This is a genomic window from Umezawaea endophytica, from assembly GCF_025061645.1.
GTDB classification, from domain to species: Bacteria; Actinomycetota; Actinomycetes; order Mycobacteriales; family Pseudonocardiaceae; genus Umezawaea; species Umezawaea endophytica.
In genome coordinates this window covers 183,816-208,505 of the sequence record NZ_JANYMP010000004.1, presented here as the reverse complement: position 1 = coordinate 208,505, position 24,690 = coordinate 183,816, and the positions used below count along the sequence as shown (strand labels likewise).

25 protein-coding genes are annotated in these 24,690 nt (G+C 71.3%); 17 read left to right on the top strand and 8 right to left on the bottom strand.

The annotated features are described in order from the left end of the window. The first annotated feature begins 57 nt into the window (after window positions 1-57). Window positions 58-873, top strand: a complete 816-nt coding sequence (locus tag NZH93_RS10870; protein ID WP_259622862.1) for a pentapeptide repeat-containing protein — start codon at window positions 58-60, stop codon at window positions 871-873. On the opposite strand, the gene NZH93_RS10865 is transcribed toward NZH93_RS10870, so the two are convergent. Beyond that, window positions 874-1,515, bottom strand: a complete 642-nt coding sequence (locus tag NZH93_RS10865; RefSeq protein WP_259622861.1) for a MerR family transcriptional regulator — start codon at window positions 1,513-1,515, stop codon at window positions 874-876. It lies immediately after the preceding gene. A gap of 263 nt (window positions 1,516-1,778) precedes the next feature. Here NZH93_RS10865 and NZH93_RS10860 point away from each other — a divergent pair, with 263 nt between their 5' ends. Then, window positions 1,779-2,225: an STAS domain-containing protein gene (locus NZH93_RS10860; RefSeq protein WP_259622860.1), complete on the top strand. Its 447-nt coding sequence runs from the start codon at window positions 1,779-1,781 to the stop codon at window positions 2,223-2,225. A gap of 7 nt (window positions 2,226-2,232) precedes the next feature. Here the strand turns inward: NZH93_RS10860 and NZH93_RS10855 are convergent, their stop codons facing one another. The 3 genes from NZH93_RS10855 to NZH93_RS10845 all read right to left on the bottom strand — a co-directional run bounded on the left by NZH93_RS10855 (window position 2,233) and on the right by NZH93_RS10845 (window position 5,371). Continuing rightward, the gene (locus NZH93_RS10855; RefSeq protein ID WP_259622859.1) at window positions 2,233-2,511 is read right to left on the bottom strand and encodes an early set domain-containing protein; all 279 of its coding nucleotides are present in this window, start codon (window positions 2,509-2,511) and stop codon (window positions 2,233-2,235) included. Between the two features lie 163 nt (window positions 2,512-2,674). Next, entirely contained in the window at window positions 2,675-4,618 is a 1,944-nt protein-coding gene (locus NZH93_RS10850; RefSeq protein WP_259622858.1) for a DUF8729 domain-containing protein, read from the bottom strand. Between the two features lie 114 nt (window positions 4,619-4,732). Next, the gene (locus NZH93_RS10845; RefSeq protein ID WP_259622857.1) at window positions 4,733-5,371 is read right to left on the bottom strand and encodes an HD domain-containing protein; all 639 of its coding nucleotides are present in this window, start codon (window positions 5,369-5,371) and stop codon (window positions 4,733-4,735) included. A 59-nt stretch (window positions 5,372-5,430) separates the two neighbouring features. On the opposite strand from NZH93_RS10845, the gene NZH93_RS10840 reads away from it, so the two are divergent. Together NZH93_RS10840 and NZH93_RS10835 are read left to right on the top strand one after the other, a co-directional pair. Next, window positions 5,431-6,417 carry a GlxA family transcriptional regulator gene (locus tag NZH93_RS10840; RefSeq protein WP_259622856.1) on the top strand — a complete coding sequence of 329 codons (987 nt, stop codon included), beginning with the start codon at window positions 5,431-5,433 and terminating at the stop codon, window positions 6,415-6,417. After that, a complete protein-coding gene (locus tag NZH93_RS10835) occupies window positions 6,414-7,355 on the top strand; it encodes an isopenicillin N synthase family dioxygenase (RefSeq protein ID WP_259622855.1) in 942 nt (313 codons plus the stop codon). The genes NZH93_RS10840 and NZH93_RS10835 overlap by 4 nt, the downstream gene beginning before the upstream one ends. On the opposite strand, the gene NZH93_RS10830 is transcribed toward NZH93_RS10835, so the two are convergent. Further along, entirely contained in the window at window positions 7,342-8,592 is a 1,251-nt protein-coding gene (locus NZH93_RS10830; RefSeq protein WP_259622854.1) for a cation:proton antiporter, read from the bottom strand. The genes NZH93_RS10835 and NZH93_RS10830 overlap by 14 nt on opposite strands. A 144-nt stretch (window positions 8,593-8,736) precedes the next feature. Between NZH93_RS10830 and NZH93_RS10825 the strand changes: the two genes are divergently transcribed. Next, window positions 8,737-9,990: an SLC13 family permease gene (locus NZH93_RS10825; RefSeq protein WP_259622853.1), complete on the top strand. Its 1,254-nt coding sequence runs from the start codon at window positions 8,737-8,739 to the stop codon at window positions 9,988-9,990. A gap of 45 nt (window positions 9,991-10,035) precedes the next feature. Then, entirely contained in the window at window positions 10,036-10,878 is an 843-nt protein-coding gene (locus NZH93_RS10820; RefSeq protein ID WP_259622852.1) for an oxygenase MpaB family protein, read from the top strand. On the opposite strand, the gene NZH93_RS10815 is transcribed toward NZH93_RS10820, so the two are convergent. Then, window positions 10,865-12,808, bottom strand: a complete 1,944-nt coding sequence (locus tag NZH93_RS10815; protein WP_259622851.1) for a glycoside hydrolase family 32 protein — start codon at window positions 12,806-12,808, stop codon at window positions 10,865-10,867. The two genes, NZH93_RS10820 and NZH93_RS10815, sit on opposite strands and share 14 nt — an antisense overlap. Before the next feature lie 265 nt (window positions 12,809-13,073). On the opposite strand from NZH93_RS10815, the gene NZH93_RS10810 reads away from it, so the two are divergent. The 5 genes from NZH93_RS10810 (at window position 13,074) to NZH93_RS10790 (ending at window position 18,310) form a co-directional block, all read left to right on the top strand. After that, window positions 13,074-14,117, top strand: coding sequence for a sugar ABC transporter substrate-binding protein (locus NZH93_RS10810; protein ID WP_259622850.1), 1,044 nt, complete (start codon window positions 13,074-13,076; stop codon window positions 14,115-14,117). A 5-nt stretch (window positions 14,118-14,122) separates the two neighbouring features. Then, window positions 14,123-15,130 (top strand): ABC transporter permease, encoded by a 1,008-nt coding sequence (locus NZH93_RS10805; RefSeq protein ID WP_259622849.1) that lies wholly within the window; start codon window positions 14,123-14,125, stop codon window positions 15,128-15,130. Next, a complete protein-coding gene (locus tag NZH93_RS10800; RefSeq protein WP_259622848.1) occupies window positions 15,127-15,897 on the top strand; it encodes an ATP-binding cassette domain-containing protein in 771 nt (256 codons plus the stop codon). The genes NZH93_RS10805 and NZH93_RS10800 overlap by 4 nt, the downstream gene beginning before the upstream one ends. Before the next feature lie 144 nt (window positions 15,898-16,041). After that, complete coding sequence (locus tag NZH93_RS10795; protein WP_259622847.1) at window positions 16,042-16,401, top strand: putative quinol monooxygenase; 360 nt, start codon at window positions 16,042-16,044, stop codon at window positions 16,399-16,401. Between the two features lie 4 nt (window positions 16,402-16,405). Further along, window positions 16,406-18,310, top strand: coding sequence for an FAD-dependent monooxygenase (locus NZH93_RS10790; RefSeq protein ID WP_259622846.1), 1,905 nt, complete (start codon window positions 16,406-16,408; stop codon window positions 18,308-18,310). Between the two features lie 42 nt (window positions 18,311-18,352). Here NZH93_RS10790 and NZH93_RS10785 read toward each other — a convergent pair whose 3' ends face one another. Then, complete coding sequence (locus tag NZH93_RS10785; protein ID WP_259622845.1) at window positions 18,353-18,781, bottom strand: YybH family protein; 429 nt, start codon at window positions 18,779-18,781, stop codon at window positions 18,353-18,355. A 108-nt stretch (window positions 18,782-18,889) separates the two neighbouring features. Here NZH93_RS10785 and NZH93_RS10780 point away from each other — a divergent pair, with 108 nt between their 5' ends. Together NZH93_RS10780 and NZH93_RS10775 are read left to right on the top strand one after the other, a co-directional pair. Continuing rightward, window positions 18,890-19,261 carry a YciI family protein gene (locus tag NZH93_RS10780; RefSeq protein ID WP_259622844.1) on the top strand — a complete coding sequence of 124 codons (372 nt, stop codon included), beginning with the start codon at window positions 18,890-18,892 and terminating at the stop codon, window positions 19,259-19,261. Continuing rightward, window positions 19,258-20,472 carry an RNA polymerase sigma factor gene (locus NZH93_RS10775; RefSeq protein ID WP_259622843.1) on the top strand — a complete coding sequence of 405 codons (1,215 nt, stop codon included), beginning with the start codon at window positions 19,258-19,260 and terminating at the stop codon, window positions 20,470-20,472. The genes NZH93_RS10780 and NZH93_RS10775 overlap by 4 nt, the downstream gene beginning before the upstream one ends. Here the strand turns inward: NZH93_RS10775 and NZH93_RS10770 are convergent. Continuing rightward, window positions 20,458-20,898 (bottom strand): MarR family winged helix-turn-helix transcriptional regulator, encoded by a 441-nt coding sequence (locus NZH93_RS10770; protein ID WP_259622842.1) that lies wholly within the window; start codon window positions 20,896-20,898, stop codon window positions 20,458-20,460. The two genes, NZH93_RS10775 and NZH93_RS10770, sit on opposite strands and share 15 nt — an antisense overlap. Before the next feature lie 94 nt (window positions 20,899-20,992). On the opposite strand from NZH93_RS10770, the gene NZH93_RS10765 reads away from it, so the two are divergent. The 4 genes from NZH93_RS10765 (at window position 20,993) to NZH93_RS10750 (ending at window position 24,688) form a co-directional block, all read left to right on the top strand. After that, window positions 20,993-21,400: an SRPBCC family protein gene (locus NZH93_RS10765; RefSeq protein WP_308214191.1), complete on the top strand. Its 408-nt coding sequence runs from the start codon at window positions 20,993-20,995 to the stop codon at window positions 21,398-21,400. A gap of 111 nt (window positions 21,401-21,511) precedes the next feature. Continuing rightward, window positions 21,512-22,672, top strand: a complete 1,161-nt coding sequence (locus NZH93_RS10760) for an LLM class flavin-dependent oxidoreductase (protein ID WP_259622841.1) — start codon at window positions 21,512-21,514, stop codon at window positions 22,670-22,672. Window positions 22,673-22,679: 7 nt separating this feature from the next. Beyond that, window positions 22,680-24,020, top strand: coding sequence for an NtaA/DmoA family FMN-dependent monooxygenase (locus NZH93_RS10755; RefSeq protein ID WP_259622840.1), 1,341 nt, complete (start codon window positions 22,680-22,682; stop codon window positions 24,018-24,020). Continuing rightward, entirely contained in the window at window positions 24,017-24,688 is a 672-nt protein-coding gene (locus NZH93_RS10750) for a GNAT family N-acetyltransferase (RefSeq protein WP_259622839.1), read from the top strand. The genes NZH93_RS10755 and NZH93_RS10750 overlap by 4 nt, the downstream gene beginning before the upstream one ends. The last annotated feature ends 2 nt before the right edge of the window (window positions 24,689-24,690 follow it).

The window sequence follows — 24,690 nt, the reverse complement described above, 5'->3', positions numbered from 1 at the left end:
CGGCGTTCACCTACCCTGGTGGCACCGCCACACGCCCTCCCAGGAGACCGGAACCCGTTGCCCGAGAACACCCCGTCCGAGCTGCGCGCCGACTGCTCGAACTGCTTCGGCCTCTGCTGCGTCGCGCTGGCGTTCTCCAGGTCGGCGGACTTCGCGGTCGACAAGGACGCCGGGGACCCGTGCCGGAACCTCCTCGCCGACCACCGCTGCGACATCCACACCGCGCTGCGCGCGAAGGGCTTCTCCGGCTGCACGGTGTTCGACTGCTTCGGCGCCGGGCAGAAGACCTCGCAGGTCACGTTCGGCGGCGAGAGCTGGCGGGACTCGGAGGACACGGCGAAGCGGATGTTCGCGGTGTTCCCGGTGATGCGCCAGTTGCACGAGCTGCTCTTCTACCTCACGGAGGCGCTCGCCCTGCGCGCCGTCGAGCCGCTGCGCGCCGAACTGGAGGCGTCGCTGGCCGAGACCGAACGGCTGACCCGCACGGACCCCGACGCGTTCGGCGCCTTGGACGTGCCTGGCCACCGCGAGGGCGTGAACGCCCTCCTGCTCCGCGCCAGCGAACTCGTGCGCGCGGGCTCGCCGAAGCAGAAGAACAAGAGGATCCGCCGCGGCGCCGACCTGATCGGCGCGAAGCTGTCCGGCGCGGACCTGCGGGGCGCCAACCTGCGCGGCGCTTACCTGATCGGGGCCGACCTGAGGGGCGCGAACCTCCGCCTGGCCGACCTGATCGGGGCCGACTTCCGCGACGCCGACCTGCGCGGCGCGGACCTGACCGGGAGCATCTTCCTCACCCAGGCGCAGGTGAACGCCGCCAGGGGTGACGCGCGGACCGCGCTGCCGCCTGCCTTGAGCAGGCCCGCGCACTGGTGATCACCCCGCCGCGGGCGGGTCCTCGCCGAACATCTTGCGCGAGGCGAACTGCTGGGCGATCCGGCGCAGCGCGATGAACACCGCGTCACCCAGGATGGTCCCGACGACCGCGCTCTCCACCATCTGCTCAGCGGTCGGCAGGTCGCCTATCGCTTCGAGGTCGACCAGCGCGACGGCGTCGGCGATCTCGGCGTAGTGCGGAAAAATGCCGAGCAGGTGCGAGTGGCCGAGATCGCGGAACGTGCAGAGCAGGCTCACCAACGACTTGACGTAGGGATCGCCCTCTTCGAGCGTCCATTGGCGCTGCGCGGCGATGTCGTCGATGAGCGCCCGCGCCCACGCGCGGCTCTCCTCGTCGACCTCGTTCTTCCGCACGAACAGACCGTGCTGGGCGACGCCGAGGAGTTCGTGAGTCGGAGCCCGGTCGTCTATGGCTCGGACGACGTCGCGGACGTCGACGATCGAGAGGCCGCCGACCTCGAGCAGCGCGCGCACGAGCTTGAGCCGCTGGAGGTGCTTCGCCTGGTACTGGGCCTGGTTGGGGCTGGTCAGCTCACCGGAGGGCACCAAGCCCTCACGCAGGTAGTACTTGATCGTGGCGACTGGAACGCCAGACTCGGCGCTCAGTTCGGCCATGCGCATCCGGGCCCTCCCTTTCGAGTTCTCACCCGGTGCACAGTGTATCGCCGGTTACGGATAGTCACGCTATCCGTTTGGCGGACCACTCCGCTCCGCGATCTCCAGCCTCCGCGGGAATGCCTTTTACTCCCACCGACTGACTATTCAGTGACGAAGACGCGCATTGTCGAGTGAATCACGAAACGATAAAGTAGGACCGCTGTCCCGGTTGATATTCAGTCGTCTCATTCGGGAACACCCCGGTGTACACCCGAGTTGGCACGCACATGAGCTTGGAATTCGCGACCGGGCGGTCCGCGAGCAGGTCAGCGCAAATCCCGCCCTTCAGAGGCCTGTCCGTCACCGTCCGCCCCGCTCCACCGGCCAACGCCGGAGTGGTCACCGTGCGCGGCGAGGTGGACGCGATGTCGGCCGGGCTGCTCGCCGACCGCATCGCCCACGCCCGGCTGTGGTTCACCTCGGTGGTCGTCGACCTCAGCGAGGTCACGTTCTTCGCCGCGGCCGGGATCAACGCGCTGACCACCGAGCAGCCGCTGGCGCTGGTCTGCTCCCCCGCCGTGCTCAAGGTGATCACGACGTGCGGGCTGGAGAAACGGTGGGAACTGCACCGGTCGGCGTTCCTGGCGTTGGCCGCCGGGGTGTCGATGGACTTCGCCGCCACCACGGCGAGCCCCGAACCCGCACAGCGCGCGGCCGGGGCCCACCGGGCGTGAACCAGCTCTAGACCGAGATCAACTGCCCCCGGTCGTCGCGAGCCAGTTCGGTGTCGCGGTCGTCGAACCAGACGCCGTCACTGGCCAGGTAGCGGAAGCAGAGCGTCGCTCCGGAGTCGACCCGGACCGCCGTGGACCACGTGCCGTTGGAGCGCCTGACCAGCCGGTGCCTGCCCGGCGTCCAGTTGTTGAAGCACCCCACGACACTGGTGTGTCCCGGCGGTGGATCGGACAGCACGAACGTGATGTTGACCTGGCCGCCCGCCGAGGGCTTGACGCGGATCATGCAGCGGTTTCCTCCTGTGTCGAAGTCACCGACCACCCTGCACCGGCCCGCCGGACCCCGCCACACGGCTCACCCGGACGTGGGACCCCCGCGCGGCGGAGCCGGGCCTCCACGCGGAACTCCCCGCCACGACGGCGTCGTGACGGGGAGTTCGGGCGTCCGGCTAGGACACGACCAGCGCGTAGTCCGCGTCGGTCTCGGCCGTCTCGACGTGGCCGTCGGCGTTGACCTGCGTCGCGATCACCTCGACCGTCCACGTGCCCGCCGCGGCGGCGTCGACGAACACGTTCTCCACGTTGTCCACGGTGTTCGCCGCGCCACCTGAGGTGGACCAGACACCGGTGGACAGGCCGTTGTTGCCGAAGTACACCGTGCCGTCGGGCGCGGTCAGCTTCAGCGTCAGGTCGTTGACCCCGGCCTTCGCCGCGCCCGGCGTACCGGCCGGGTCGGTGTAGGCGAGCGTGGCGCGCAACGGCTTCGTGCCGTCCGAATCCACGGTGTACCGCTTGCTGTCACCCGTGGCCAGCAGGTCGGTCTCGTCCACCAGCACCGGCAGCTTCCAGCCGTTCGCCTCCGCCCTGGCGTGCAGGTTGCCGACGCTCGCCGAACCCCAGCCCTGGTGGGTGCGGGTCATGTCGTGCGCGGTCCCGGTGAACGCGTACTGGTTGGCGGTGTTGATGAGCAGCGCCTTGGCCGTGGCCGCGTGCGGGCGGGACGCGAACACGTCACCGGCCTTGCCCGGCCCGCCGGAGAACACGCCGTCCGCCCACATCTGGAACAGCAGGCCCGCGTTGCCGCAGGTGATCGGCGTCGCGCCGCTCGTGCCGCCGAACGACGTGGTGTACGAGGTGTTGCTGGTCGACGAGGTCGTGTCGATGCGGTCGTAGTAGTTGGAGATGTCCGGCTTGATCCGGCCGTCGGCCGCCGGTCCGATGCTGGCGCCGCTGTTCCACCTGTCGTCCGCCCGGTCGGCGGTGTTGAAGTGGTACTGGCCGCCGACCGACAGCACGTTCTTCGCCCACGCCTGCGGCCGGGAGCTGCGGGTGCCCGCGTTGCTCTGCGACTGGCAGATCAGCAGGTCGTGGTCGAACACGATCTTGTCCATCTGCGCGGAGATGGACGTGTACGAGGTCGTCAGCGCGTCGCCCCAGCTATTGCTCTGGAACACCGCGCGGTACGGGCCCGCCGGGTCGACCAGTTCCTTGGTGTGCGCGTAGCGGTCCTTGCCGGTGTACGTGGCGAAGATGCCCTGCGCGTCGGGCAGCATGCCCCGGTGCGCCGTGCTGACGCCGGAGGCGAAGATCTCGCCGTACGTCGACGTCCCGTGGCTGGTGTCCGTCGAGTTCGGCCCGTGCGCGACCGGCGGCTGGGCGGCGAACTCCTGGTGCGTGACGCGCAGGCCGCCGTCCATCACCTCGCCCCGCACACCACGGCCGGTGTAGCCGCCCGCGTCCTGGATCTTGTTGGCGCCACTGGTCTCCCGCGCGATGGCCATGTCGGTCTCGGGCGCGGACTCCGCGCCGACCGCGATCACCTCCGGCAGCCCCGCCACGGCGACGACCTGGTCCGCGCCGAGCACGGCCGTGAGGTGCTGGCCGCTGACCGACACCTCCTCCACCGCGCCGCCGAGCGCGGTGATCCGGTCCGCGACGGCCTTCTGGTCCTTGGAGTCCTGCTCGGCCAGCGTCACGAGGTAGCGCCCGGCGACGGCCGCGGTGGAGGGGTCGACCTTGTCCGCGGCCCGGAACTCCGCCAGGGCGCGGACGAACGGGAGCCGCTGGACCTTGGCGCGGGTGGTGGCGTTCATCCGCACCACGTGGGCGAGGTCGGGCACGTACGTGCCGACGCGCGCCCCCATCGCCCGCAACTGGCGGCGCTGGACGTCGGTGAGGCTTCCCTTGAACTGCACCAGGTACGCGCCTCTGTCCGCGACCGCGGCCTTGCTCTGCGCGGCGAGCGGGTCGAACGTGCGGCTGACCAGCCGGATGAACTGGGGACCGCCGTCGGCGGGGGCCGGAGCTGACTGCGCGCCGGTCACACCTCCCGCGGCGACGAGGAGCACCGCGAAGAACGCACCCGCGAGCAGGCCGCGTTTTTTGCGCAGCATGAAGAACCTCCACTACGGCAGGGGTTGCCCTGACCGGAGGGGGACCAGGGCACGTGATCCGAACGTATCGGACGAAGTTGACGTGAGGCATCCGCCGAACGACGGTTGCGCGTCTCACTCAGGCCAGTCGGAGCCGAGGATTGTTTCCACGAAGTCACCTCGGGTGAACTCGGGCGCGAAGTGGGTCAGCACATCGACTTTCACCGTGCCGAACGTCGTGTCGGGACGGTCCCGAACCCCGTCGGTAAACGCTTTCAGGATCTGTCGCTTGAAGTCCTGCCTCGGGTGCGCCGCGACGACCTCCGCGATCAGCGCCGGGTCGAGCAGGCCGTACCCGATGCCGAGGACGTCGGTCTCCACGCCCGCCGTCACCAGCGCGACCTCGGGTTCCAGGTGCCACGGGATCCGCGGGGTCGTGTGCAGGGCGATGGCCTCCCACACCAACCGCGCCCCGAACTCCGGAACACCATGTGAGACCAGGAATCGGCGGGCCTCGTCGGCGCCGTCGACCTCGAACCTCCGGTCGGTGCTCCGGTACCTGTCGGTGAGTCCCAGGTCGTGGAACAGGGCGCCGACGTAGAGCAGTTCCGGGTCGGCGGTGAGCCCGAGTCGCCTGCCCTGCAACGAGCCGAGCAGGAACACGCGGCGGGAGTGGTGGTAGAGCAGCGGACTCGCGACGTCGCGGACGAGTTCGGTCGCCTCGGCGACGAGGGCGGTGTCCGGGACGTCGATCCCGGCGATGCGGTCGGCCACGGTGGCTCCTGACGTTGTCGTGTGCCCACCACGGTGCTCCGCCCTATGCTGGACCGACCATGTCCCGAACTGCCAGGCGAACCACGGATACGGACACCCGCGTCGCCCTCCTCGTGTTCGACGGCGTCAAGCTGCTCGACGTGGCGGGCCCGTCGGAGGTGTTCGGCGAGTCCCGCCGGTACACCGTGGCGCTGTGCTCGCCCGACGGCGCGGACGTGCGGACGTCGATCGGCGTCCGGCTGGCGGTGGACGCGCGCGCCGACCGGATCGGGCCGGTGGACACGCTGCTGGTGCCGGGGTCGGACGCGTTTCCCGCCGCGCCGACGCCGCCGGACGTCCTGACCGCCCTTCGCGGGCTCGCTCCCGGAGCGCGGCGGATCGCCTCGGTGTGCACGGGCGCGTTCGTGCTCGCCGAAGCGGGGCTGCTGGACGGCAGGCGGGCCACGACGCACTGGCGGCACACCGCGACGCTCGCCCACCGGTACCCGCGGATCACCGTCGAGCCGGACGCGATCCACGTCGGCGACGGCCGCGTGTTCAGCTCGGCCGGGGTGAGCGCGGGCATCGACCTGGCGCTCGCGCTCGTGGAGCAGGACCACGGCGCGGAGCACGCCCGTGACATCGCCCGCTCGCTGGTCGTGTTCATGCGGCGGCCGGGCGGCCAGTCCCAGTTCTCCGTGCCGTCCCGCACGGCCGAGCCCCGCGGCCATCCGCTGCGCGCCGTGCTGGACCGGATCGCGGCCGATCCGGCGGCCGACCACTCCGCGACCGCGCTGGCCGCCGTCGCGGGCACCAGCACGCGGCACCTGACCAGGCTGTTCCACGAGGCGCTCGGCACCACGCCCGGCCGGTACGTGGAACTGGTCCGGCTGGAGGCCGCGCAGGCGCTGATCGTCGCCGGGCACACCGTCACGTCCGCCGCCGCCCGCAGCGGACTGGGCAGCGACGAGACGCTGCGCCGGGTGTTCCTCCGTCACCTCAACGTGTCGCCCACCGCGTATCGGAACCGCTTCGCGGCCTCCGATGCGGTTTCATGGACCCCATGACGGTTCCGCTGGTGGATCTGACCCCGTGGTTCGAGGGCACGCCGGAAGGCCGCGCCGCCGTGGCGGCCCGGATCGACGAGGCGCTGCGGGACTCGGGGTTCCTGCTGGTCACCGGGCACGGCGTGCCGGACGCGCTGCGGGCGCGCACCCGTGAGCTGTCCCGCCGGTTCTTCGCGCTGCCCGCCGAGGTGAAGGAGCGCTACGCCGTCACGGTCGGCGGCCGCGGCTGGCTGCCGCCGGGCGTGGAGGCGAACGCCTACGCCGAGGGCGGCGAGTCGCCACCGGACCTCAAGGAGTCGTACTCGGTCGGCGCGGACTCCCCCGTCGGGGACCCGGAGATCGACGGCTTCTGGTTCCAGCCCAACAGGTGGCCCGACGAGGTGCCGGGGTTCGCCGAGGCGTCCACCGAGTACCTGGCCCGGATGCGGGGGCTGTCCGACGAGCTGCTGACGATCTTCGCCGTGGCGCTGGACCTGCCGGAGGGCTTCTTCACCGACCACACCGGACACCCGACGTACACGTTCAACATCAACTGGTACCCGCCGATCACGGTGGTCGGCGAGCCGGAGGACGGCCAGTTCCGCATCGGACCGCACACCGACTTCGGCACCGTCACGGTCCTCGACCGGCAGGCGGGCGTGGGCGGGCTCCAGGTGTTCACCCGTGACGGCGAGTGGGAGGACGCGCCGTTCGACCCGGCCGCGTTCACCATCAACATCGGCGACCTCATGGCCCGCTGGACCGGCGACCGCTGGCGCTCGACCCGCCACCGCGTCCTGCCGCCCGACGCCTCCGCGCCGGACGAGGACCTGGTGTCGCTGATCTTCTTCTACGAGTGCGACCACGACGCCCGCGTGGCCGCACTGGACGGCAGCTACCCGGAGGTCGTCGCGTCGGAGTACCTGAAGGAGAAGCTGGACGCGATCACGGTGACGTGACGTCCTCGCGCTTGCGGTCGAGGAAGCGCATGACGGGGGTGGCCGTGATGCCGTGGACGATGATCGAGCCCACGACGACCAGGCTCACCACCCTCCACACCGCGCCCTCCTCCAGGAACTGCGCCGCTTCCAGCGCGTAGGCGACGTAGAACACCGACCCGACGCCGCGCACGCCGAAGAACGACACCACCACCCGTTCCCGCGGGCCCGCCCGGCCGCGGAACAGGCCGACGAGCCCGGCGGCCGGACGGATCACGAGCAGGACCAGCAGCGCCACCACGACCTCGCGCCACTGCACGCCCGCGAACAGTCCGGTCGCGACGGCGCCGCCCAACAGGAAGATGATCACCACGGTGAGCAGGCGCTCGATCTGCTCGACGTACTGGTGCAGCACGCGGTGGTAGCCGTCCGACCGCTCGGCGGCGCGGATCGTGCAGGCGCAGACGAACACGGCGACGAAGCCGTAGCCGTGCGCGAGTTCGGCGACGCCGTAGGCGAGGAACGTGGCCGCGAGCGCGACGAAGCCCTCCGCGTGGTGGGCCAGCCGGAACTTCTCCGACGTGGGGGCGAAGAACAGCTTGCGCAACAGCCACCCGGCGCCCAATCCGATCGCCACGCCCGCTGCCAGCCGCCACACCACGTCCACCGCGAGCCAGTGCGGCAGCCAGTCGTCGGGGGTCGCGGCGAGCCCGATGGCCAGGTAGGTGAACGGGAATGCCAGGCCGTCGTTGAGCCCGGCCTCCGACGTGAGCGCGAACCGCGCCTCGTCGTCGCTGTCGTCCTCCGGGTCCTCCACCGGTTCGGCGACCTGGACCTCGGTCGCGAGCACCGGGTCGGTCGGCGCGAGCGCGGCGGCGAGCAGCACCGCCCCGGCCGCGCCGAACCCGAGCACCGTCCACCCGAGAACCGCGACGGCGATCATCGTCAGCGGCATGGTGATGCCCAGCAGCCGCCACGTGGTCGCCCACCGCCGCAGCCCCGGTGGCCGGTTCAGCGCCAGGCCCGCGCCCATCAACGAGATGATCACGCACAGCTCGGTCAGGTGCAGCACGATCGACGAGTGCGCGACCGGGTTCGGGTCGGGCAGCGGGTCGATGACCGTGAACGTCAGCGCTCCCGCCCCCAGGAACACCATCGGCATGGAGATGGGCGCCTTGCTCAACACTCTCGGCAGCAGCGCGGCGGCGAGCGTCGCAACGCCGGCCGCCGCGAAGACCACCGGGCCCGCGTCCGCCACGAAGCCCCTTTCGCCGTTTGTCGGAATTCTGTCCGGTTAGCCCGTTCGACGCTCGGCGAAACGTCCACCGTGGAGGGTTGACGGGGATCACTGATCACCTCCAAGGTGAGAGATCCACGCGTTCGGCCTGTCGAGGGGACCCCGATGACGGCGCAGATCATCTCCATCGTCGTGCTGGCGCTCGTCTTCGTGCTGGCGACCACCCGGTCGACCAACATGGGGGCGCTCGCGTTCGCCGCCGCGTTCCTGGTCGGCACCCTGGCGGGTGGTCTGGACGCCAAGGGCATCTTCTCGAAGTTCCCCGGCGACATCTTCGTCGTCCTGGTCGGCGTGACGTACCTGTTCGCGCTGGCCAGGGCGAACGGCACGACGGACTGGCTGGTGTCGGCCGCGGTCAGGGCCGTCGGCGGCCGGATAGCGCTGATCCCGTGGGTGATGTTCGTGATCACCGGGGTGCTGACGGCGATCGGCGCGGTCAGCCCGGCCGCGGTGGCGATCGTCGCGCCGATCGCGCTCGGGTTCGCCGCCCGCTACGGCATCAACCCGCTGCTGATGGGCGCGATGGTCGTGCACGGCGCGCAGGCGGGCGGGTTCTCGCCGATCAGCGTGTACGGCTCGATCGTCAACGGGCTCGTCGAGCGGAACGACATCCCCGGCAACCCCCTCGTGCTGTTCCTGGCCAGCCTCGGCGTGAACCTGGCCATCGCCGTCGTGCTGTTCCTCGTGCTCGGCGGCAGGCGGCTCGGGGGCAGCGCCGAGGTCGAACAGGACGAGCAGGACGAGCAGGAGGAGGCGCCCCGGCTCGACGCCCCCAGGATCGCCACCCTGGTCGGCCTGGTGGTGCTGGTCGTCGGCACGCTGGTGTTCGACCTGGACGTCGGCCTGACGGCGTTGACGCTCGCCGCCGTGCTGAGCCTGATCTGGCCCGCGAGCAGCCGCCAGGCCGTCGGCGAGATCACCTGGCCGACCGTGCTGCTGATCTGCGGTGTGCTGACCTACGTCGCCGTGCTCCAGGCGATGGGCACGATCGACTTCGTCGGCAACGCCGTGACCGGGGTCGGTGTCCCGGTCCTCGCGGCGCTGCTGCTCTGCTACATCGGCGCGGTCGTGTCCGCGTTCGCGTCGTCCGTCGGCCTGATGGGCGCGCTCATCCCGCTCGCCGTGCCGTTCCTCGCGCTCGGGACCGTCGGACCGGTCGGTTTGATCGCGGCGGTCGCCGTGTCCGCCACGGTGGTGGACGTGAGCCCGTTCTCCACCAACGGCGCGCTGGTGCTGGCCAACGCGAAGGACGTCGACCGCGACCGGTTCTTCAAGCAGCTCATGGCCTACGGCGGGATCGTCGTCGCGGTGGCGCCCGTCGTGGTGTGGCTGCTGTTCGTCGTGCCGAACTTCGGCTGACCCGCCCGTCAGGTGGACCCGGCGCGGCGGGCGCACCATGGGGGGATGGACCTGAGAACCCGCCTCGCCTCGACCCTGTTCGCGAAGGTCGCGGGCCCGAACGGCCGGGAGGTCCGCGCCAGGGTCCACGACACGCCCGGCCCCCGCTGGTTCGCCGACGACCGGCCGATCCGCCGGGTCCACGGCGACGCGGCCCTGTTCGTCGGCGGTCTGCGCGCGCTCCTGCTCCAGTCGCTGCACCCGCTGGCGATGGCGGCCGTGGCGCAGCACTCCGACTACCGCGGCGACCCGTGGGGCAGGCTCCAGCGCACCAGCACCTTCCTGGCGATGACGACGTTCGGCGCCGCCGTCGACGCCCAGCGCGCGGTGGACAAGGTCCGCGGCGTGCACCGCCGCGTGCACGGCACCGCTCCGGACGGCCGCGAGTACCGGGCCGACGACCCCCACCTGCTGCTGTGGGTCCACGTCGCCGAGGTGGACAGCTTCCTGCGCACCCACCAGGTCTACGGCGCCCGGCCGCTGGACCAGGAGGGTCAGGACGGCTACGTCGCCGACACGGCCCGCGTCGCCGAAGCGCTGGGCGTCCCCGACCCGCCCCGCACCACTGCGGAGCTGGCCGCCCGGATCGCCGCCTACCGGCCGGAACTGCGCGGCACCGCGGAAGCGCGCGAGGCCGCCAGGTTCCTCGTCCGCAAGGCCCCGCTCCCCCTGCTGGCCCGGCCGCCCTACGCCGTGCTGGCGGCCACGGCCATCGGCACGCTCCCGCCGTGGGCCCGGCTCCCCCTGCGCCTGCCCTACCTGCCGCTGGCCGAGGCCACCGCGATCCGCACGGCGGGCCACGGCCTGGTGCGCGGACTGCGGTGGACGATGGCGGCTAGGCCAGCCTGACGTTCTGGAACAACGCCGTCGACGCGTACACGTTGAGGCCGAAGCGCCCACTGGCGTACTGGGCGTCCGTGGCGTCGATGACCGGCGTAGCGCGGTTGTCCAGGTACACCTTGATGTTCGTCCCCTTGGTCACGACCTTCAGGTGGTAGGTCGTGCCGTGGGTGACGGGCAGCGCGAACGTCGCGATGTCCCGGCCCGGCCGCCACAGCTTCACCACCCCGGCGGCGCTGTCGACGTTCGCGGTGTACCCGGCTCCCTGCTGGTCGGCGCGGAACGTGAGGCCCGCGGCGACGCCGTTGACCACGCGGACATCACCCTCGTAGGTGAAGTCCGCGCCGGTGTGGTCGCTGACGTAGAACGCGTCGCCGTTCGCCCTGCCCTGCTTGCCCTCGGTCACGTCCGTCCACACCCCGCTCGCGGGGCGCCACTGGCCGGGCAGGTTGTGCACCAGGGTGGACTCGCCGAGCCCCCAGGCGGGCGCCAGCTCGTGGAGGTCGAGGGAGATCAGCTTGACGTCCCCCTCGGTGAACAGCGAGACACCCCGGCTGTCGGACCGCTGGTCGAACACGACGTTGTCGCTGCGGGAGAACAGGCCGTCGTTGCCGAACACCTCCAACTGCCCTCGGTCGACCAGCATCCGCACCTTGACGCGGTTCCCGACCGGCGGCAGGGCGGTGCCCATGAGCGTGCCCGCGCGCACGTCGTAGACGACCTCCGCGCCCGCCGAGCCGTCCGGCCGGGTGTCGAGCCGGAAGCCGAAGCGGGTGGTGGACGGCGTGAGTTCGACCTCGGCCTGGACCTCGTAGGTCTCCACCGACTGGTCGCGCAGGAGCTGGGCGGCGAATGCCGGTGTCAGCACCCGGTTCCGGAAGGACGTCGTGCGGTGGCGCAGCGACTCGACGGCCGGGATCGGCGTCCTGGTGATCCGCGGTCCCGCAGGGGTGCCGCGAAGTCCCAGCGTCACGGGGAAGGTGGCGTTGCCGGTCCACGTGGCGCCGCGGTTGCTCGGCATCCACGCCATCTGCACGACGCCCTGGGGCGAGTTGGAGAAGACCTGCGCCGCGTAGAAGGACCCGTTCGGGTCGTTGCGGCCGTGGTCCATCCGCTGCGGGCCCGTCCAGTCGGTGCGGAACGTCGACCCGTCGAAGTCGCCGACGACGTACTCGGAACTGGCGTCGCTGAGCACCCACCTCGTCCGGGACGCGTCGCCGTCGACCGGGAGCGCGACGAAGTCGGGGCACTCGAACAGCCAGCCCGCGGCGAACCTGCTGCGGAACGTCCAGTCGCGCAGGTTCGGCGACGAGTAGATGTTGACGCCGTTGCCGCCCTCGTCCGACCAGACGACCATGGCCCACCGGCCGCGCGCCGCGTCCGAGAACACCTTGGCGTCCCGGCTCGTGCCCGGCATCCGGACGACCGGCGTGCCGTTGTTGTACGTCTGGAAGGTGCGGCCCGCGTCGTTGCTGTAGAACATCGTCACGCCGTTGGTGCCCGCGAACACCACGAGCGGGTCCTCGGTCCCGGTGCGCAGGCCGGAGGTGTTCGAGGAGTCGACGACGCCCGCGCCGGACCACAGGTCACCGGGGTGGATCCCCGGTTCCAGCGCTATCGGCTTCTGCGTCCAGTGGACCAGGTCGGTGCTGGTGGCGTGCCCCCAGTGCATGGTGTCCCATTCGAGACCGTGGGGGTTGTGCTGGTAGAAGAAGTGGTAGACGCCCTTGTAGTACAAGAGCCCGTTGGGGTCGTTCATCCACCCCGACTGCGAGCTGAAGTGGAATTGTCCGCGATGCGGCTCGCTGTAGGTCGTCGGCGGGTACGGGAATTCGGATTGCACGGCCGCGACCGTGGGCGGACCCGCCGAGGCGGTGGCGAGTGCGACGGAGGTCGTGAGCACCATGAGGGCGGCGGAGATTCGCTGAGCAGCGGTCATGAGCTGGCCTCCGGCAACAGTGGCGGGTCTCCCGCTGTGATTACCGCTCTTCGGCGAGGATGGGCAAGACGTCCGGCCGATCTTGTCCGCTAATGGCACACAATTCGCGCCCACCGCCGTTCCGTACCGCTGAACAGCCGAATTCCCTCTGTTAAAAAGCGGCGCTTGTCACGAAGTCTTCGGTGCGCGAAACATCGAGGTCGACTCGAATACGCCTGGTTGGCCGATTCATCGACGGTGTTGTCGACAACGTTCGGAGGCGAAGATGACCGAGAACGGGCGGGTATCCGTGATCCTGGTGGCGCTCACGGCGCTGCTCCTACCGGTGGCGGCCTGTGGAGGTGGTTCCTCCAGCGGGGGCGAGGTGCTCGTCGGCCTGGTCACCAAGACGGACACCAACCCGTTCTTCGTCAAGATGAAGGACGGTGCCCAGCAGGCGGCGGGGACGACCGGGGCGAAGCTCCAGTCGTTCGCGGGCAAGCAGGACGGCGACAACCAGACCCAGGTGGACGCGATCGAGAACCTGATCGGCGCGGGCGCCAAGGGCCTGCTCATCACGCCGAACGACTCCAAGGGCATCGTGCCCTCGGTCGACAAGGCCCGCCAGGCCGGGCTGCTGGTCATCGCGCTGGACACCCAGTTGGAGCCCGCCGACGCCGCCGACGCCACGTTCGCCACCGACAACTACCAGGCCGGTCTGCTCATCGGGAAGTGGGCGAAGACCACGTTCGAGAAGTCCGGCAAGCCGGTGAAGATCGCGCTGCTCGACCTGAGCCCGAACCAGGTCTCCGTCGACGTGCAGCGGGACCAGGGCTTCCTGGAGGGCTTCGGCGTCGACGTGAAGGACAAGAACCGGATCGGCGACGAGTCCGACCCGAGGATCGTCGGCCACGACGTCACCGACGGCGCGCCCGCGGGCGGCCGCACGGCGATGGAGAACCTGCTCCAGAAGGACCCCGGCATCACCCTCGTCTACACGATCAACGAACCCGCGGCGGCGGGCGCGTACGAGGCGCTCAAGGCCGCGGGCAAGCAGAAGGACGTCGTCATCGTGTCCGTCGACGGCGGCTGCCCCGGCGTCGGCAACGTCAAGGACGGCGTCATCGGCGCCACCTCCCAGCAGTACCCGCTGAAGATGGCGCAGATGGGCGTCGAGGCGGTGTCGAAGTTCGCCAAGGACGGGACCAAGCCCACCAACACGGCGGGCAAGAACTTCGTCGACACCGGCGTCACGCTCATCACCGACCAGCCCGCGTCCGGCGTGGAGTCCAAGGACTCCGCCTGGGGCCTCCAGAACTGCTGGGGCTGAGCACCGTGACCACCACCACCGGCACCGAGCAGGCGTCCCGGTCGCCGCTGTCGAGGTTGCAGCACCTGCTGCACTCCCAGGCCACCATCGGGCCCGCGGTCGTCCTGCTGATCGCGATCGTCGTGTTCGCCCTGCTGTCGGACCGGTTCCTCCAGCCCGCGAACATCTCCCTGGTCCTGCAACAGGTCGCGGTCGTCGGCACCCTCGCGGTCGGCCAGACCATCGTCATCCTCACCGCGGGCATCGACCTGTCCTGCGGCGCCATCATGGTCCTGACGTCGATCGTGATGGCGAAGGTCGCCGCCGAGACCGGTCTGCCGGGCTTCCCCGCGCTGCTGCTGGGCTTCTTGCTGGGCACGGTGTGCGGGCTGGTCAACGGCCTGCTCGTCACGCGGCTCAAGCTGCCGCCGTTCATCGTCACCCTCGGCACGCTCAACGTGTTCTTCGCGCTGAACCTCTGGTACTCCGAGAGCGCGACGATCCGCGGCGGTGACATGCCGAAACTGCTGCTGTGGACCGGGGAGACGGTCACGATCGGCGGCACGCGGGTCACCTACGGGTCGATCATCATGGTGCTGCTGGTGGCGGTCATGGCGTTCGTGCTCAAGAACACCGCGTGGGGCAGGCACGTCTACGCCACCGGCGACGACGCGGAGGCCTCGCGGCTGTCCGGCATCCGCACCGCCCGCGTGCTGCTCAGCGTCTACGCCACGGCGGGCGCGGTGTACGCGCTGGGGGCGTGGATCCTCATCGGCCGCATCGCGTCCGCGAGCCCGCAGGCGGGCCAGTTCGAGAACCTCGACTCCATCACCGCCGTCGTCATCGGCGGCACCAGCCTGTTCGGCGGGCGCGGCGCGATCGTCGGGTCGCTGATCGGCGCGCTGATCGTCGGCGTGTTCCGCAACGGGCTGGCGCTGGCGGGCGTGGACGTGCTGTGGCAGACGTTCGCGGTCGGCGTCCTGATCATCGCGGCGGTCTCGATCGACCAGTGGATCCGGAAGGTGAAGCCATGACGCCGATCCTGCAAGCACGGGGACTGGTCAAGCGGTACGGGCGGGTCACCGCGCTGGCGGGCGCGGACCTCGACCTGGAGCAGGGCGAGATCCTCGCCGTCATCGGCGACAACGGAGCCGGGAAGTCCAGCCTCATCAAGGCGTTGTGCGGCGCGGTCGTGCCGGACGAGGGCACGGTATTGCTGGACGGCGAGCCGATGTCGTTCGCCACCCCGGTGGACGCTCGGATCGCGGGAATCGAGACGGTGCACCAGAGCCTCGCGGTGGCCCCGTCGCTGGACATCGCCGCGAACCTGTTCCTCGGCCGCGAGCGCCGTCGCCCCGGCGTGCTGGGGTCGGTGTTCCGGATGCTCGACCGCACCGGCATGCGCGAGGAGGCCAAGCGGCAGCTCGACGCGCTCGGCATCATGACCATCCAGAACCCCGGCCAGGCCGTGGAGACCCTGTCCGGCGGCCAGCGCCAGGCCGTGGCCGTCGCGCGGGCGGCGGCGTTCGGCAGCCGGGTCGTGATCATGGACGAGCCGACGGCCGCACTGGGCGTGCGGGAGTCGAGAGCGGTGCTGGACCTGATCCTCCAGGTGCGCGAGCGCGGCCTGCCGGTGATCCTGATCAGCCACAACATGCCGCACGTCTTCGAGGTCGCCGACCGCGTCCACATCCAGCGGCTCGGCCGCCGCAAGGCCGTGGTGGACCCGAGGTCGATCTCGATGTCCGACGCGGTGGCGATCATGACCGGCGCGCTGGAGGTGGACGAGGAGGCGAGCTGACGCACCCGGTCCTCTGTGGACCCGACTCCCTCCACAGTGGAGCGCGGAAGGCAGTCCCGGTGAGCGGGACGGGCGCTAGGTCCCGTCCCGCCGCGGGTGCGAAGGTGGGCCCCGACCGAGCACCACCAGGACGGGAGTTCACCGATGAGCGATGGACGGGTCGTGCTGCCCGAACCGGACGAGGACGAGTCCGGGCCCTACTGCCACCTGGGTTTCGCCAAGGCGAAGCCGGGCAGCGAGGACGACGTCGAGAAGCTGATCCTCGACCTGGTGGAGCCGCTGCGGGCGGAGGACGGGGCGATCGAGTTCCACGTCCACCGCGACCGCGCGGACCGGTCGCTGTTCGTGATCTACGAGTCGTTCCGCTCCAAGGCGCACCTGGAGCGCCACCTCGCGCAACCGCACACGCAGGAGTTCCGCAGGCTGATCCAGCCGCACGTCGAGGGCCCGCTGCGGCAGCAGTTCCTGCGGATGTGCAGCGACCTCCCCGTCGGAGTCGGGTGACTCCGTGGGACTGATCATCATCGCGCTGGTGACCGTGGTCGCGCTCCTGTCGCGCAGGCTGTGGGCCAAGGTCACGAAGAACCCGCTGCCGGTGGTCCACGCCCGGCCGGGCGCGAAGGGCGTCCGCCGGGTCCTCGACGGGCTCGGCAAGGCCAAGGCCCCCACGCGCTCGAACCCGACGTCCTCGCCCGACGAGGTCGAGCGGTGGCGGCGGGACGTGCGGGACGCCCGGTCGTCGAAACCGAGGCCGGTGACCGACTGCGAGGTCCTGGTCGTCGGCGCCGGGCCGAGCGGGCTGATGACCGCCGCTCTGCTGATCCGCCAAGGGGTGCACGTCCGGGTCGTCGACGCGAACGCGGGCCCCGCCACGGAGTCGCGCGCGTTCGCCATCCAGGCGCGCACCGTGGAGCTGTTCCGCGGTCTGGGACTCGCCGACGAGCTGCTGCGCCGCGGTGTCATCACCACCGGCATCCGCTTCCACATCAAGGGGAAGCAGGTCGGCGGTCTCGACTTCGACCGCTCGAAAGCGTCCACCACGCCGTACCAGTTCATCCTCATGGCCCCGCAGGCCGAGGTGGAGGAGCTGCTGCTGGCCGATCTCGCCCGGCACGGCGTGGAGGTCGAGCGCGGCACCCGGCTGGCCTCGCTCACCCAGACCGACTCGACCGCCGTGGCGCGGCTCGTGTCGGCCACCGAGACCGTGGTGACCTGCCAGTACGTCGTGGGGGCGGACGGCGCCCACAGCACGGTCCGGTCGCAGCTCGGCCTGTCCTTCGAGGGCGGCGAGTACGTCCAGCGCTTCCTGCTCGCCGACTGCCGGGTGGAGTGGCCGCTCGACCACTCCCACTTCCGGATCTTCATGAACGGCAGGCGCATCGGGCTCTTCCTCCCGCTGCGGGGCGCGGAGGTGTCCCGCGTGATGACGACCGACCTGGCCCCGCGCGACGACACCGACCGCGCCCCGATCTCCCTCGACGAGCTGCAAGCCGAGCTCCGCGAGGCGATGGGCGTCCCCGTCTCGCTGAGCGACCCGGTGTGGACCAGCAGGTACAAGGTCAACCTGCGGCAGGCGGGCGGGTACCGGGCCGGGCGGGGTTTCCTCGTCGGCGACGCCGCCCACATCCACTCCCCCGCGGGCGGGCAGGGCCTCAACACCGGGCTGCACGACGCGGCGAACCTGGCGTGGAAGCTCGCGGCCGTCCTGCACACCGGCGCGGACGAGTCGCTTCTGGACACCTACGCGGAGGAGCGCCACCCCGCCGGGGTGCAGTTGCTGAAGTTCACCGACCGCCTGTACAAGGTCGCGGCCGACCTGCGCGGCTGGCGGGCGTGGCTGCGCGACACCATCGGCCCGTTCCTGGTGGGCCGGATGTCCGCGGCACCGCTGCCGCACCGCAAGTCGTTCCAGCGGCTCTCGCAGATCAGCCTCGGCTACCGGCCAGGCGACTTCACCGTCAACGAACTGCTCTACTCCCTCAAGGGCCCGCTCGCGGGCAGGCGCGCGCCCGACGCGCGGATCAACACCGAGCGGACCGTGTTCGACCTGCTCCAGGGCTACCGGACGCACGTGGTCGCGTTGTCCCGCAAGCACCTCTCCGAGGCCGAGATCGCCGAGCACACCGCCCAGTTGGACAGCGTCGCCGAGTTCGGCGGCACCGTGGAGACCCACCTCGTCGGCCGGGTCGCCGTCCGGCGCCACGACCAGGTCGAGCAGGTCGAGTCCGTGCAGGTGTTCGAGCACTACGGCCTGACCGAGCCCGATTCCCAAGCGCTGTACGTCATCCGCCCGGACGGCCACGTCGCGTGGCGCTCGGACGAACTGGACTTCGACGCGTGCCGCCGCTTCCTCGGCAGGGTGCATGGCGGCATCGCCGAGCGCGAGGCCCACAGCCGGACCTCGGCGGCCTAGGGAGGGCGCTCCCACCGGGAGCGCCCTCCCTGCGGTATCGGCTCAGGGCTCCAGGTCGGTGGCGGCCAGGAACGACCCGTCCATGTGGAACGGCGTCGACGTGTGCTCGTGCGTGATGAGCCACCGGCCGTCCTGCTTGCGCAGGCCCGCGGTCATCCGGAACCACATCGTGAACCCCTCCGGCGAGCCCGCGGGCGTGGCCGACATGCGGTTGAGCGCGTGGCAGAAGGCGACGTCCTCGCCCGCGGTGATCTCCAGGTCGACCACCTCGTAGCCCACCGGCCCGTCGAAGCCCGCGAACCACTTCGCGGTCCCCTCGACGTCGGGCCCGACGTGGCGCAGCGGAGGGGCCAGGTCGAACCGGACCACGTCCGCGGTGCAGCGGGCGGCGAGCCGCGCGGCGTCCTTCGCCGCCATCGCGGCCTCCACGTCCTTCACGACGGTCTGGATCTGCTCGATGTCGCTGGTCATGATGTGCTCCTCAGGTTCTCCGGTCCACTTTCACCCGGAACGTCGAAGCAGGCGGTCCGGCTTCGACGTTCCGGGTGAAGGGATCCTCGAACCACCTCGGAGGCAATCGTGAAGTACCTGATCCTGATCCACAGCAACCCGAAGTCCAGGGCGCTCTGGGAGACGTTGGACGACGACCAGCGGTACGCACTCGGCAAGGGGCACATGGAGCTGACGGAGGCGTTGACCGAGTCCGGCGAGCTGGTCGTCTCCGAGGGCCTGGCCGACCTCGAACTGGCCAAGAGGGTGTCGGTGCGCGACGGCAGGACGCTGACCAGCGACGGACCGTTCGCCGAGGTCAAGGAGCACCTGGCGGGCTTCTACCTGGTCGACGTCGAGAGCTACGAGCGGGCCGTCGAGATCGCGGCCCGCACGCCGGACGCCGCCACCGGCGCGGTCGAGGTGCGCCCGGTGCTCGACATGAGCACCTGGGACCTGTGAGGACGCCGTTCGAGGACCTGGTGCGCGACCTCGCGCCCCAGGTCCTCGGCGCGCTCGTGCGCCGCTACGGCGGGTTCGACACGTGCGAGGACGCCGTTCAGGAAGCGCTGCTGGCGGCGGCGGTGCAGTGGCCGACCAAGGGCGTTCCGGACAACCCGAAGGGGTGGCTGATCACGGTCGCGTCCCGCCGCCGCACGGAGCTGTTCCGCAACGAGAGCGCCCGCAGGCGCCGCGAGGAGGTGGTGGCCGCGCAGGCCGTTCCGGAGCCGGAGCCCCCGCCCGCGGTGGACGACACCCTCACGCTCCTGCTGCTGTGCTGCCACCCGTCGCTGACCGGGGTGTCGCAGGTGGCGCTGACGCTGCGCGCGGTCGGCGGCCTGAGCACCGCCGAGATCGCCCGCGCCCTGCTCGTCCCGGAGTCGACCGTGGGTCAGCGGATCAGCCGGGCGAAGCAGCGGATCAGGGCGGACGGCGCCGAGTTCCGCCTGCCGCCGCCCGAGGAGTTCCCGGACCGGGTGGCGGCCGTGCTCCAGGTGCTCTACCTGATCTTCAACGAGGGCTACACCGCCAGTTCCGGCACGTCGCTCAACCGCGTCGACCTCACGTCGGAGGCGATCAGGCTGACCAGGCAGCTCCACGACCGCCTCCCGAACGACGGCGAGGTCACCGGCCTGCTGGCGCTGATGCTGCTCACCGACGCGCGCCGCCCCGCGCGGACGCTCCCGGACGGCGCGCTCGTGCCGCTGGCCGAGCAGGACCGCCGCAGGTGGGACGCCGACGCCATCGCCGAGGGCGTGGAGCTGATCACGAGGTCGCTCGCCGAGACGCCCGTCGGCCCGTACCAGCTCCAAGCCGCCATCGCCGCCGTCCACGACGAGGCCGAACGCGCGGAGGACACGGACTGGCAGGAGGTGCTCGGGCTCTACGAACTCCTCAACGCGGCCGCGCCCGGCCCCATGGTCACGCTCAACCGCGTCGTCGCCCACGCCATGGTCCACGGCCCGCTGCCCGCGCTCGCGCACCTGGCCGCGGCCGAAGCCGACCCGGCGCTCGCGAACCACCACCGCGTGCACGCGGTGCGGGCCCACCTGCTGGACCTGGCGGGTGACCACGAGTCGGCGAAGGAGCACTACCTCAAGGCCGCGCGCACCACCCTCAGCCAGCCGGAGCAGCGCTACCTGGAGGCCAGGGCGCGGTCACGACCCGAGTAGCACCCGGCCGAGCAGCCGGACCAGCTCCGCCCGGTCCTGGGCCGAGAGCCGGTCGAGCAGCTCGTCCTGCGCCTCGGCGAGCACCGCGTCCAGTTCCTCCAGCTTCGCCACGCCGTCGTCGGTCACGGCGACGACGTGGCGCCGCCGGTCGTCTGGGTCCGTCACGCGGGACGCGAACCCCTGCTCGACCAGCTCGTTCACCACCGCCACGACGTCGCTGCCGTGCACGCCGCTGCTCCGCGCCACCCCGGCCTGGCTCGCGGGCCCGAACTCGGCCAGCGCCGCCAGCACCCGGTAGTGGTAGCGCCGCGCGCCGACGGCGGCCAGGCGTTCGCCCACCAGCCGCTCACCCACCGCCGCGACCTGCGCCACCAGCCAGCTCGGCATCGTCCGCAAGCGGGCGGGCGCCCTGTCGTCGGCCCTCATCCCGCGAGCCTAGCCGCGTCGTCCGCCCGATCGCCGACGACGCGAGCCGCTGCCCGGCGGACTCGGTCCACGCGGCCGGTCCTAAGCTGGCCGCATCGCCACGATCCGCCAGTCGTTCACGGTCGACGCCCACCCCAAGCAGGTGTGGGCGGGTCTGCGCGACGTCGGCGCCGTCCACGAGCGGCTCATCCCCGGCTACGTGACCGCGACCAGGATCGACGGCTCGCACCGGTACCTGACGATGGCCGACGGCTGGGTCGTGCACGAGCTGGTCGTCACCGTGGACGACGACGCGCGGCGGCTCGCGTACGCCGTGGTCGAGGGGTCCCGGCCGGAGCTGGAGCACCACCACGCGTCGTTCCAGGTGTTCGACGACGGGCCGGGCACGAGCCTGGTCGTGTGGACCACGGACGTGCTGCCGGACGAGCTGGCGCCCGAGGTCCGGCTGCGCGTCGAGCGCGGCTCGCAGGTCATGGCGCGGGCGCTAGCACGAAAGTCCTGACCCGGCCAGGTCTTCCTGCTCACCGTCCCGCATCCCGGACGCTCGGGCGCGACACCCCTTCTCGCTGTAACCCTGGTGAGGACAGGGTGAACGGGTGAGAAGAGGGTCGGCATGCCAGGCAGGTCACCACTGCACCTCGCGGTCGCGCTCGACGGTGCCGGCTGGCACCCGGCCGCGTGGCGCGAGGCCGACGCGCGGCCTCGGGAGCTGTTCTCCGGGCGGTACTGGACGGAGCTGGTCCAGGAGGCCGAGCGGGGTCTGCTCGACTTCGTGACGATCGAGGACTCGCTCGCCCCGCAGTCGACGCTGCTCGACGGGCACGACGACCGGGTCGACCAGGTGCGCGGACGGCTGGACGCGGTGCTGATCGCCGCCCGCGTGGCGCCCAGGACGAGCCGCATCGGACTCGTGCCCTCGGCGGTCGTGACGCACACCGAGCCGTTCCACCTGTCCAAGGCCATCGCGACGGTCGACCACGCCAGCCTCGGCCGAGCCGGTTTCCGACCGGTCGTGTCGGCGAAGGCCGGTGACGCCAGGCACTTCGGCAGGCGCGACGTGCCCGTGCTGGAGCGGATCGACCCGGCCGACCCTCGACTGCTCGACCTGTTCGAGGAGGCCGCCGACTACGTCGAGGTCGTCCGGCGGCTGTGGGATAGCTGGGAGGACGACGCCGAGATCCGCGACGCCGACACCGGGCGGTTCGTGGACCGGGAGAAGCTGCACCGGATCGACTTCGAGGGCCGCTGGTTCTCCGTGCGCGGGCCGTCGATCACCCAGCGGCCACCGCAGGGGCAGCCGGTCGTCAGCGTGCTGGCCCACATCACCGCCGCCTACCGGTTGGCGGCCCGTTCGGCCGACGTCGTGCACGTGACCCCGTTCGAGACCAACGACGTGCACCGCATCCTCAGCGAGGTCGCCGGTGTGCCGCACGTGTTCGGCGAACTGGTGGTGTTCCTCGACGACGTGCCGGGCGCGGCGGCGTCCCGCAAGGAACGGCTGGACTCGTTGGCGGGCCTGGAGTTCACCTCCGACGCGCTGGTGTTCACCGGTACCGCCGGGGAACTCGCGGACCTGCTGCTCGGGTGGCGCGAGGCGGGCCTGAGCGGGTTCCGGCTCCGGCCCGGCGCCGTGCCGCACGACCTGGAGGCGATCACCAGGGCGCTGGTGCCCGAACTCCAGCGCCGCGGCGCGTTCCGCACGGAGTACGAGGCCGACACCCTGCGCGGGCTGCTCGGCCTGCCCCGCCCCGCCAACCGCTACGCCCCCGCGTGAGGACGAGATGACCAAGCCGCGCAAGCAGGTCCACCTGGCCGTGCACTTCCCCGGCGTGAACAACACGACGGTGTGGAGCGATCCGCGGTCGGGCAGCCACATCGACTTCAGCTCGTTCGAGCACCTCGCGAAGACCGCCGAACGCGCCAAGTTCGACTTCCTGTTCCTGGCCGAGGGACTGCGGCTGCGGGAGTACGCCGGGCAGATCCACGACCTGGACGTGGTCGGGCGGCCCGACACGTTCACCGTGCTGGCCGCGCTCGCCGCCGTCACGGACCGGCTCGGGCTGGCGGGGACGATCAACTCCACGTTCAACGAGCCGTACGAGGTGGCCCGGCAGTTCGCCTCGCTCGACCACCTGTCCGACGGGCGGGCGGCGTGGAACGTGGTGACGTCGTGGGACGCGTTCACCGGCGAGAACTTCCGCCGCGGCGGGTTCCTGCCCGCCGAGCAGCGCTACGAGCGGGCCGAGAGGTTCATGCGCACGGCGTGGGAGCTGTTCGACTCGTGGAACGGCGTGGAGGTGCTCGCGGACAAGGAGAGCGGCCGGTTCGTCAGCGATCCCGCCGCCGGGGCGTTCGCCCACCGCGACGACCACTTCGACATCGAGGGCCGCTTCAACGTCCCCACCAGCCCGCAGGGCCGTCCGGTGATCTTCCAGGCCGGTGACTCCGACGGTGGGCGCGAGTTCGCCGCCGCCACCGCGGACGCCATCTTCAGCAGGCACGGCGAGTTCACCGCGGGCCAGGCGTTCTACGCCGACGTGAAGGGCAGGCTGGCCAAGTACGGCCGGAACCACGAGGACCTGCTGGTGCTGCCCGCGGCGACGTTCGTGCTGGGCGACACCGACGCCGAGGCGCAGGACGTCGCGGCCGAGGTGCGGCGCCAGCAGACCAGCGGTCCGACCGCGATCCGGCTGCTGGAGGAGGTGTGGAACCGCGACCTCACCGGCTACGACCCGGACGGCCCGCTGCCCGAGGTCGACCCGGTCGCGGGCGAGAACACCGTCGTGAAGGGCCGGGCCAGCGTGCGGCAGCACCGCGACCCCCTCGCCGTCGCCAAGCAGTGGCGGGAACTCGCCGAGGCGAAGTCACTGTCCATTCGGGACCTCGCCATCCACGTGTCCGGCAAGCAGACCTTCATCGGCTCGCCGGGTACCGTCGCCGAGACGATCAACCGGGCGGTGCAGGAGGACGCCAGCGACGGCGTGATCCTGGTGCCGCACATCACCCCCGGCGGGTTGGACGAGTTCGCCGACAAGGTCGTGCCGCTGCTCCAGGAACGCGGGGTGTTCCGCACCGAGTACGAGGGCACCACCCTGCGTTCGCACCTCGGGCTGCGCCCGTGACGCCGCTGCCTCCCGCCGACCCGGTGCTGGACTCCCTCACCGGCGCGCACGCCCACCTCGCGGAGTCCAAGGGCAGGGCGTTCCGCTACCAGACCGACGTGGCCGGGTTCACGGCCGTGCAGGGCGAACGCGACGCCGAGGCGTGGGCCGACCTGGCCGACCTCGTCGGGCCGGGCCAGACGCTCTCGGTCTCCGAGGACCCGCCGCCCGGCTGGGAGGTCCAGTGGAACGCCACGGGCGTGCAGCTCGTGGCGGTCTCCCTCGACACCGCGCCGGACCCCGCCGCGCGCCCGCTCGGTCCCGCCGACGTGCCCGCGATGCTGGACCTGGTCGCCCGCACCGAACCCGGCCCGTTCCGCCCGCGCACGATCGAGATGGGCACCTACCTCGGGTTCTTCGAGGACGGGGCGCTGGTCGCGATGGCGGGCGAACGCCTGCACCCGCCCGGCTGGACGGAGATCAGCGCCGTCTGCACCGACCCGGCCCACCGCGGCCGCGGTCTGGCCTCACGCCTGGTCAGAGCGGTCGCGCACGGGATCGTCGAACGCGGCGAGCACCCGTTCATGCACGCCAAGGCCGACAACGCGCCCGCCATCCGGCTGTACGAGCACATGGGGTTCGAACTGGTGCGCCACCGCGCGTTCATCATCGCCCGAACGCCGCTCTAGGG

Excerpts from the sequence above, each read along its gene's own strand:
- NZH93_RS10865 (WP_259622861.1), bottom strand. The coding sequence starts at position 1,515 with ATGCGCATGGCCGAACTGAGCGCCGAGTCTGGCGTTCCAGTCGCCACG.
- NZH93_RS10860 (WP_259622860.1), top strand. The coding sequence starts at position 1,779 with ATGAGCTTGGAATTCGCGACCGGGCGGTCCGCGAGCAGGTCAGCGCAA.
- NZH93_RS10855 (WP_259622859.1), bottom strand. The coding sequence starts at position 2,511 with ATGATCCGCGTCAAGCCCTCGGCGGGCGGCCAGGTCAACATCACGTTC.
- NZH93_RS10850 (WP_259622858.1), bottom strand. The coding sequence starts at position 4,618 with ATGCTGCGCAAAAAACGCGGCCTGCTCGCGGGTGCGTTCTTCGCGGTG.
- NZH93_RS10840 (WP_259622856.1), top strand. The coding sequence starts at position 5,431 with ATGTCCCGAACTGCCAGGCGAACCACGGATACGGACACCCGCGTCGCC.
- NZH93_RS10835 (WP_259622855.1), top strand. The coding sequence starts at position 6,414 with ATGACGGTTCCGCTGGTGGATCTGACCCCGTGGTTCGAGGGCACGCCG.
- NZH93_RS10825 (WP_259622853.1), top strand. The coding sequence starts at position 8,737 with ATGACGGCGCAGATCATCTCCATCGTCGTGCTGGCGCTCGTCTTCGTG.
- NZH93_RS10820 (WP_259622852.1), top strand. The coding sequence starts at position 10,036 with ATGGACCTGAGAACCCGCCTCGCCTCGACCCTGTTCGCGAAGGTCGCG.
- NZH93_RS10815 (WP_259622851.1), bottom strand. The coding sequence starts at position 12,808 with ATGACCGCTGCTCAGCGAATCTCCGCCGCCCTCATGGTGCTCACGACC.
- NZH93_RS10810 (WP_259622850.1), top strand. The coding sequence starts at position 13,074 with ATGACCGAGAACGGGCGGGTATCCGTGATCCTGGTGGCGCTCACGGCG.
- NZH93_RS10800 (WP_259622848.1), top strand. The coding sequence starts at position 15,127 with ATGACGCCGATCCTGCAAGCACGGGGACTGGTCAAGCGGTACGGGCGG.
- NZH93_RS10795 (WP_259622847.1), top strand. The coding sequence starts at position 16,042 with ATGAGCGATGGACGGGTCGTGCTGCCCGAACCGGACGAGGACGAGTCC.
- NZH93_RS10785 (WP_259622845.1), bottom strand. The coding sequence starts at position 18,781 with ATGACCAGCGACATCGAGCAGATCCAGACCGTCGTGAAGGACGTGGAG.
- NZH93_RS10770 (WP_259622842.1), bottom strand. The coding sequence starts at position 20,898 with ATGAGGGCCGACGACAGGGCGCCCGCCCGCTTGCGGACGATGCCGAGC.
- NZH93_RS10760 (WP_259622841.1), top strand. The coding sequence starts at position 21,512 with ATGCCAGGCAGGTCACCACTGCACCTCGCGGTCGCGCTCGACGGTGCC.
- NZH93_RS10755 (WP_259622840.1), top strand. The coding sequence starts at position 22,680 with ATGACCAAGCCGCGCAAGCAGGTCCACCTGGCCGTGCACTTCCCCGGC.